This is a genomic window from Yoonia sp. (assembly GCF_036007805.1).
In the GTDB taxonomy this organism is placed as follows: Bacteria; Pseudomonadota; Alphaproteobacteria; order Rhodobacterales; family Rhodobacteraceae; genus Yoonia.
The window spans coordinates 1-7,036 of the sequence record NZ_DASYOK010000284.1; the positions used below are offsets into that span (position 1 = coordinate 1).

Sequence of the window (7,036 nt, forward strand, 5' to 3'; positions counted from 1 at the left end):
ATCTATACGCTCTTCCTGCTGCACCTTGCTGTCGCGGGAGCCATCCTTACATTGGTTGGCGAAACACTCTGGAAGATCCTCATCACGAATAGCGATGTTTCACGCCGCAAATTCTATTTTTATGATGAAAAATGACTTGCGGACCTAGCTGGTGACGCAACCCCAAACTCGCCGCCCTGCAGCTAGCCATTCGCCTGCATAGCTGACCTTCGTGCAATGTGCGGCGAAGGTCTCAAAGGAGCCCACTTTACCGATGCTGCGTTGCGGTCGAACGGCAGCTAAGCGCAGAAAGCGGGGTTTGCAAAGTGTGGGCTGTTTCCCGACAGCGGCCTTTCGTGTAGAGTGCGGCGAAAGCCGGTTGTAGAACGTCAACCACCTTGTCCGCGAGCGACAACCATCTTGGCCGGTTTTGAGGCCGCTGAGGTTGGCGTGTCGTTTGGTGTTTTGGGTTAAGTCTCTCCTTCGTTTTGGTTGTCGGTAATGGTTGTCGCTGCCGTTTCGTCCAGTGCCCTTTTGTTTGAGGCGGCCGCACGCTGGCGGAAGCTTTCCGCGTTCATCTCGAGGATGGTCGCATGATGGACCAGGCGGTCGATGGCGGCGACGGTCATGGCCTTGTCAGGGAAGATCTGATCCCATCCGCTGAACGGTTGGTTGGCGGCGATGGCGATGCTGCGGTATTCATAGCGTCGGGCAATTAGTTCGAAGAGGACGCCGGTTTCGGCCTGATCCTTGTGCGCGTAGGTGATGTCGTCGAGGATGATCAGGTCGAACTTGTCGAGTTTGGCCAAGGCTGCCTCGAGAACGAGATCGCGCCGGGCAGCCTGAAGCCTTTGCACCAGATCGCTGGTTCTGGCGTAGTAGACGCGGTGGCCCTGCTCGATCAGCGCATGACCGATGGCACATAGAATGTGGGTCTTGCCGGTGCCGGAATTGCCGATGGCAATCAGGTTGCCGCCACCATCCAGCCAGTCGCCTGCTGCCAGGGCCTCGATGCGGGGGCGCGGCAGGGTTGGCAGTGCCTTGAAGTCGAAGGTTGCCAGCGTCTTACCGGCCGGGAGCTGCGCCTCGTTCAGATGGCGCCGGATCCGGCGCATATCCCGCTCGGCCAGCTCGTATTCCGCCAACACCGCGAGGAAACGGGCGGCTGGCCAGCCTTCGGCATCGGCGCGGGTGGCAATCTCGGCCCAGAGCTTGTGGAAGCTGGGCAACCGCAGCGCAGTCAGCATGCTGGGCAGCGTGTGGATGTCGATCTCGCGGGTGCTCATGCGCCTGCCCCTAGCCGCGCATCAAAGCTGTCGAGCGATGGATGGGTGACAGCGACATCCGTCGGCAGTGCCGTGGCCTTTGGTGCCAGCCGTAATGCCAGGGCCTTGGGATCCGGCACGCGACCAGCGTCGAGGTCTGCCGACAGCAAATGCGCCAGTTCCGTCTCACACGCCTGTTCATGGGCGATGAATAGCAGATCGACCATTCGGCGGCAGGCATCCCGTCGTGGCAAATCGCGCTGCAATATCTTCCACGCTTCAGCATATTCGGTGCGGGGGAACAGGCTGTCGCGGTAGATCGAACTCCACAGGGCCTGCGGTTTGCGCCGCAGGGCATGGATGACATGATGGTAGCTGATGACATGGACGCGATGGCCGTCGACGCGACCGCGGGCCCGGGCATGGGTCACGACGAGGGTGCCGCCCAGGAACGCCTCGATGCGATCATCGTAGAGGTGAACGCGTAGACGCTGGCCGATCAACTGCGACGGAGCGCTGTAGAAGATACTTTTGACCAAGAAGCCGCCCATTCTCGTGACCGGCACCACGATCTCGGTAAAGTCTGTCGTCCGCCGTTGCGGCAGAGGCTTCAAATGGGTCCGTTCCGCCTGAACGGCAGCCACCCGCTGCTTGTTGCGCCGGGCAACCAGCGTGTCGATGAAGCGCCGGTAATCTTCAATCGTTGTGAAGTCGCGGCTGCCGCGCAGGATCAGTGCCTGTTCGATGGCTTTCTTGAGATGCCGGTTCTGGGATTCCACCGCCCCGTTCTCATGGGCCTCACCGCGATTGTTGCGGCTGGCGTCCATGCCGTAATGGCCGACAAAGGCATCATAGCGCTTGGTGATGTCCTCGCGCTGATCGGCGGTCAGGTTACGGAAGGCGGCAGAGAGGCTGTCGGTGCGGTGGTTTTGCGGCACGCCGCCCAGTGACCAGAGGGCCTGCTGCAGGTGCTCGGCCAGCGCCGTGAAGCTTTCCCCACCGAGGATCACGCCGACATGTTCCCAGCGGCTGTAGACCATGACGAAGTGGTAGAGCAGGTGCGCAAACGGCTGGCCCGCGATCGTCACCTCCAATTCCCCGGCATGGGTGAAGTCAGACTGGGCCATGTACCCCGGCTCTGGCGTCTGACGGAAGATGATGTCGCGCTCAGGCCCGTTCAGTGCCCGCCACTGCCGCACCCGCCGCTCCAGGGTGCGCCGAATACGATCATCGGGGAACGCCAGTGGATGCTCGCTCTGAAGGTGGCGCAACAGGGTGACGGCCTGCAACGCACTGTCCTTCTCCAGCAGGGGAAGAAGGTCGGTCTCCCAATAGGCTTCAAGGGGATCGGCCACCGTGCGCCCGTGAAGTATCTTGCGCTTTGAAGGCGGTGTCGGGTCGGCATCGAAGCGCCGGGCGGTCCGTTCGCTGAACCCGGCGCGGGCAGCCGCTGTGCGCTGACTGTGTTTTTGGAGGTCGGTCATGTATAATCTCAATTGCTGGTCGGTGATGGGTTTATAGGCCAATCCGGGTCCTCCGTTTGACGGTAGAGGATACCGGTTTACCAACCCGCAGCGACCAGCACCTATTCCCAAAATCAATCAGGTCGGTGGGACTGCCCTCCAGACGGGCATGCCCGTCTTCCGTTCAGCCCCACCGGCCAATGTGGTTGTCGGCACCGGCCAAGATGGTTGTCGCTCAAAAGCCGGTTGAGAGCCCAAACCGGAAGTTTCAAATTCTCGCTGCATGCGCACGCAGCGCGCGAAATGCCTCAGGAGCAAGAAATATGGCGACATTGCGCAGCATGAGAACCGGTCATTCATGCAGGCCGCAGCAAGGATCAAGCATGGAATTCACAGTCCGCGGAACAAAGTCGATCTTGGCGCAGGCGTGACCATGGTCGGTTCGTCCGAATGCTATTGCTCGGCTATCTGATACAACAAAATACAGATGTCACCCATCAGCAATTCTCATTGCCAAACCCATTGGTAGCGCATGGCTTTTAGCTGTTTTGAGAATCGTTAAGCTGTTCTGCGAATCTCGCGAAGAACTTAGACGACAGTTTTTTTGCTGTGCTTTCAATGAGGCGACTGCCCAACTGTGCAAGCTTTCCGCCAATCTCTGCCTTCGCAGTATACCGCAGAAGGGTTCCTTCTGGATGCGGTTCCAATACGACTTCCGCTCCGCCCTTGGCAAATCCAGCAGCGCCGCCGTTTCCTTGGCCAACCAGCGAAAACCGTTCGGGCGGAGCATCAGGGCTGAGTACGACGCTGCCGCTGAATTTCGCTTTTACTGGACCGATCTTTAGCACAACTTTTGCCTCAAGTTCGGTGTCAGAATGTTTGATCAATTCTTGACAGCCCGGAATACAGTCTTTCAGGATTTCTGGATCATTCAGAGCAGCATAGACGACGTCCCGCGGGGCGTTGATTAGAATTTCGTTCTTAAGTTCCATTTTTTAGTCCTAAGCTCTCGGAATTTACCCTACTTGATTTGCTATAGGGGCTGGTTGTTCGATTAGAGAAACAAGGTTGAAACGCCCGGAAAGACCCCCACGATGACAAGTACGGCCAGCATGACGCCAATGAACGGCAAGGTTGCTGCAAAAATCTGTTCGACTGACACATCTGGGTCATTCAGCGTATTGTGGACGGTAAATACAGATATGCCGAAAGGTGGGGTCAGCAGGCCAATTTCAACGGCCAGAACAGTCACGATGCCAAAGTGGCTAAGGTCAATTCCCATGCCTTGCGCGATTGGTGCTGCAATTGGCACCATGATCAACAGAATAGACGTACTGTCGAGTATCATGCCCATAAGCAAAATGATGACTGCGTAAAAGAACAAGAACCCATACGGCCCAAAGCCAGAATCCGTCACCAGTCCTGCAATCGCATTTGGTAGTCCCGCAATTGACAGCATCCGCGAATAGAAGCTGGCCGCGATCAGCAGCACAAGGATCGACACAGAAATCACCCCTGTTTGTTTCATCACATCCCAAAGTTTGTGACGATCAAGCGACCGGCGCGCGATGGCGACCAAAAGCGCACCAAATGCCCCAATTCCGCCCGCCTCTGTCGGGGTGAAAAAGCCCGAATAGAGACCACCCAAGACCAGAAACACCAGCATCACAATCGGGAACAATTTTGACGCCATTGTACGCAATGGCATTTTCGGGGCGGTCAAATCTAACCTGCGGGCCTTTGACGCGGCGGGGTCGGAAAGAACAAATCCGGGAACCACGATTGTCAGGCCGATCAACATGATGACAAAGCCACCTGCCAACATGATCCCCGGCACGATCCCCGCGAGAAACATGCCACCGATCGAAACTTCGGCAAGGACGCCGTAGATGATCAGCAAAAGGCTGGGTGGGATCAACATGCCCAAGACCGACGACCCCGCGACTGTGCCTGCGGCAAAGGCAGGACGGTATCCATGGCGCGTCATTTCAGGGACGGCGACCCGCGTAAACACGGCGGCAGAGGCGATTGATACACCCGTCACAGCCGCAAAAACGGTGTTGGCTGCCACCGTGGCTACGCCCAATCCACAAATCATCCGGCGCAATAGGACATCTGCGACCTCGAATGTGTCGCGGCCTACGTTCGACACGCTGACTAAAAGACCCATCAATACAAACAGTGGAATAGTCGCAAATAGATAATCTGCGATGCCGCTGTAGGCGGTCAATTCCAGCATCTTGAACGCGAGATCCAAATTGTCGCGAATGATCCAAATCCCAGCAAAGGCAACAGCAAACAACGCGTAGGCGATTTGCATTCCCAACAGAACCAACGCAATCAGCACCGCGATCAGGATGAACCCGATGGTAAGAGTGGTCATGGCTTATGGCTCCGAAAACTGCGGATTTCTTCCAAGACGCGATACAGCGCGGACAACGCCGCAATCGCAGCGCCAAAGACCGTGATGGCGCGGAAAGGTGTGGTGGGTATTGTGAAGACGCCCTGCACGCCAAAATATTCCGCGCTTTGCCATGCCGACACCAATTTTGGCCAAGACGACCAGCAAATCAGAAGGAATACGGCGGCGCCGGTAAGGGCAAAGAACGCTTCGAGCATGTAGACCGACCGAGGTGAAGACTTTTCCATTCGCCTGACTAGGAAATCGGCACGCGTCAGGCGCTTTTGCTGGATGGCGGCAGCGATTTGCAGAAACACAATCGCAACGACGGTGCGCGCGGCGATTTCAGACACGCCCGTAATCGGCGCGTTGAAAAAGTTGCGGCCCAAGACATCGGCAACTACCAGCACCATCAATCCGCCGATGCACAATGTGCCAAACGATGACATCATAGCAGCGATGGTGCCCAAGACCGCGCCAAACGGGGCATCGGCGAATTTAGGGACATTGGTTTGACCCCGTGATGCCGGGCTATCTTGGCTCATCTTTGATCACTCGTCGGTTGGGTTCAGGCGGCAAAACACCCGTCCAGATCATGTCTGAACGGGTGTTCATTCCGGTGTCAGACCTCAGCGGCCTTCGTCCCAGTTGCGCAGTGGTGTGGCACCGCGTTCGCGCAGCGCGTCAAAATAGGCTTTCAACACCACATTACCCGCTTCGCCTGTCTGCTCGAGCCATGGGGCCACGATATCTGGCAAGCCTTCGACCCATGCAGTTTTCTCGGCGTCGGGCAGATCATGCACGGTCAAACCAGCGGCCTGCATTTCCACCATCGCGCGCTCGGACAATTCGGTCACATAATCGCCGTGGGCGATGGATGTTGCTTTTGCAGCTTCGCGGAAGGCTACCTGAACCGGCTCTGGCAGGCCGTTAAAGAAGTCTTCGTTCGCAGCGATACCACCAAAATACATCGAGCCGATGCCAACGCGTGTGAGTTCTGGGGCAACTTCGTAAACGCGTGTCGGCAAGATGCCTGACGCGAAAGACAATGTGCCTTCGGTGACGCCGGTCTGAATGTTAGTGTAATACGTGGTCAACGCACCGTCGACAGGCGTGGCCCCTGTGCCTTGCAGCCAGTTGGCAGAAGTGCCGGGCGCGTTCAGCTTGCGGTTTTGCAGATCGGCCATCGCGGTGACTGGGAAGGTCGCGTAGATGTCGTAGCTGTCGGTGATCAATGACGACAAATGCACCATGCCATTTTCTGACCAGCTATTGGCAAGTTCAGGCAGGTTCTGGCTGAGGTCATCAAAAATTTCGATGATCATTTTGTGATCAGATGTAGCGAATGGAGTAAAATAGGTGACGTTTTGCAATGGCATGTTAGCGCCTTCCCAAACGGTGCCCACCATGCCTACGTCAACGATCCCGTCCATCACCGCTTCGCGGGTGTCGGTGAATTTATACAGCGTGCCGGCATAGGCTTCGACCCAGTCGACCTGATATTCATTGCCGGCCTCAGCGAGGATGCGGTTCACTTCAGGCTGAAAGGTGTTCTTCATCGCGTAGACCCAGATGTTCGCTTCCGGGTGCGATGATCCGATATTCACCGTGATCTGTTCTTGCGCTGATGCCAGCCCTGCGGTCGTTATGCCCAACGCGGCAATCATGCTAAAAGTCGTGTACTTCATTGTCGTCTCTCCCTTTGTGAAAATGCCTCCTCGCATTTTCGGTGTTGTTTAGTCTTCGATCGTGCCCAAAGCGCGTAGGATGCGTTCGGGTGTAAATGGCATTTCAGTGACCTGCCCGCCCAAGGGGCGCAGCGCGTCATTGATCGCGTTCATCACCGTCATGTACTCCGGCCAGGCGGTGAAACGGGACGCATGCGTGGATTGTTGTTGTTGCTGTCGCATAATGACCGATTGAACAGG

7 protein-coding genes are annotated in these 7,036 nt (G+C 56.9%); all 7 read right to left on the reverse strand.

The genetic code is table 11. The annotated features are described in order from the left end of the window. Positions 1-449 precede the first annotated feature (449 nt). Positions 450-1,265, reverse strand: coding sequence for an IS21-like element helper ATPase IstB (istB, locus tag VGP75_RS15110; protein WP_327544450.1), 816 nt, complete (start codon positions 1,263-1,265; stop codon positions 450-452). After that, the gene (gene istA / locus VGP75_RS15115; protein WP_422665117.1) at positions 1,262-2,770 is read right to left on the reverse strand and encodes an IS21 family transposase; all 1,509 of its coding nucleotides are present in this window, start codon (positions 2,768-2,770) and stop codon (positions 1,262-1,264) included. Before istA ends, istB begins: the two co-directional genes overlap by 4 nt. Before the next feature lie 476 nt (positions 2,771-3,246). Next, positions 3,247-3,699: an SRPBCC family protein gene (locus VGP75_RS15120; RefSeq protein ID WP_327544451.1), complete on the reverse strand. Its 453-nt coding sequence runs from the start codon at positions 3,697-3,699 to the stop codon at positions 3,247-3,249. Positions 3,700-3,761: 62 nt separating this feature from the next. Further along, the gene (locus tag VGP75_RS15125) at positions 3,762-5,090 is read right to left on the reverse strand and encodes a TRAP transporter large permease (RefSeq protein WP_327544452.1); all 1,329 of its coding nucleotides are present in this window, start codon (positions 5,088-5,090) and stop codon (positions 3,762-3,764) included. After that, positions 5,087-5,653 carry a TRAP transporter small permease subunit gene (locus VGP75_RS15130; RefSeq protein WP_327544453.1) on the reverse strand — a complete coding sequence of 189 codons (567 nt, stop codon included), beginning with the start codon at positions 5,651-5,653 and terminating at the stop codon, positions 5,087-5,089. Before VGP75_RS15130 ends, VGP75_RS15125 begins: the two co-directional genes overlap by 4 nt. A gap of 84 nt (positions 5,654-5,737) precedes the next feature. Continuing rightward, complete coding sequence (locus VGP75_RS15135; protein ID WP_327544454.1) at positions 5,738-6,796, reverse strand: C4-dicarboxylate TRAP transporter substrate-binding protein; 1,059 nt, start codon at positions 6,794-6,796, stop codon at positions 5,738-5,740. A gap of 48 nt (positions 6,797-6,844) precedes the next feature. Continuing rightward, on the reverse strand, positions 6,845-7,036 hold a 192-nt coding region (locus tag VGP75_RS15140), incomplete at its 5' end, for a hypothetical protein (protein WP_327544455.1).

Bases quoted from the DNA above. Each gene is read 5' to 3' on its own strand.
- VGP75_RS15120 (WP_327544451.1), bottom strand. From the start codon at position 3,699: ATGGAACTTAAGAACGAAATTCTAATCAACGCCCCGCGGGACGTCGTC.
- VGP75_RS15125 (WP_327544452.1), bottom strand. From the start codon at position 5,090: ATGACCACTCTTACCATCGGGTTCATCCTGATCGCGGTGCTGATTGCG.
- VGP75_RS15130 (WP_327544453.1), bottom strand. From the start codon at position 5,653: ATGAGCCAAGATAGCCCGGCATCACGGGGTCAAACCAATGTCCCTAAA.
- VGP75_RS15135 (WP_327544454.1), bottom strand. From the start codon at position 6,796: ATGAAGTACACGACTTTTAGCATGATTGCCGCGTTGGGCATAACGACC.
- istB (WP_327544450.1), bottom strand. From the start codon at position 1,265: ATGAGCACCCGCGAGATCGACATCCACACGCTGCCCAGCATGCTGACT.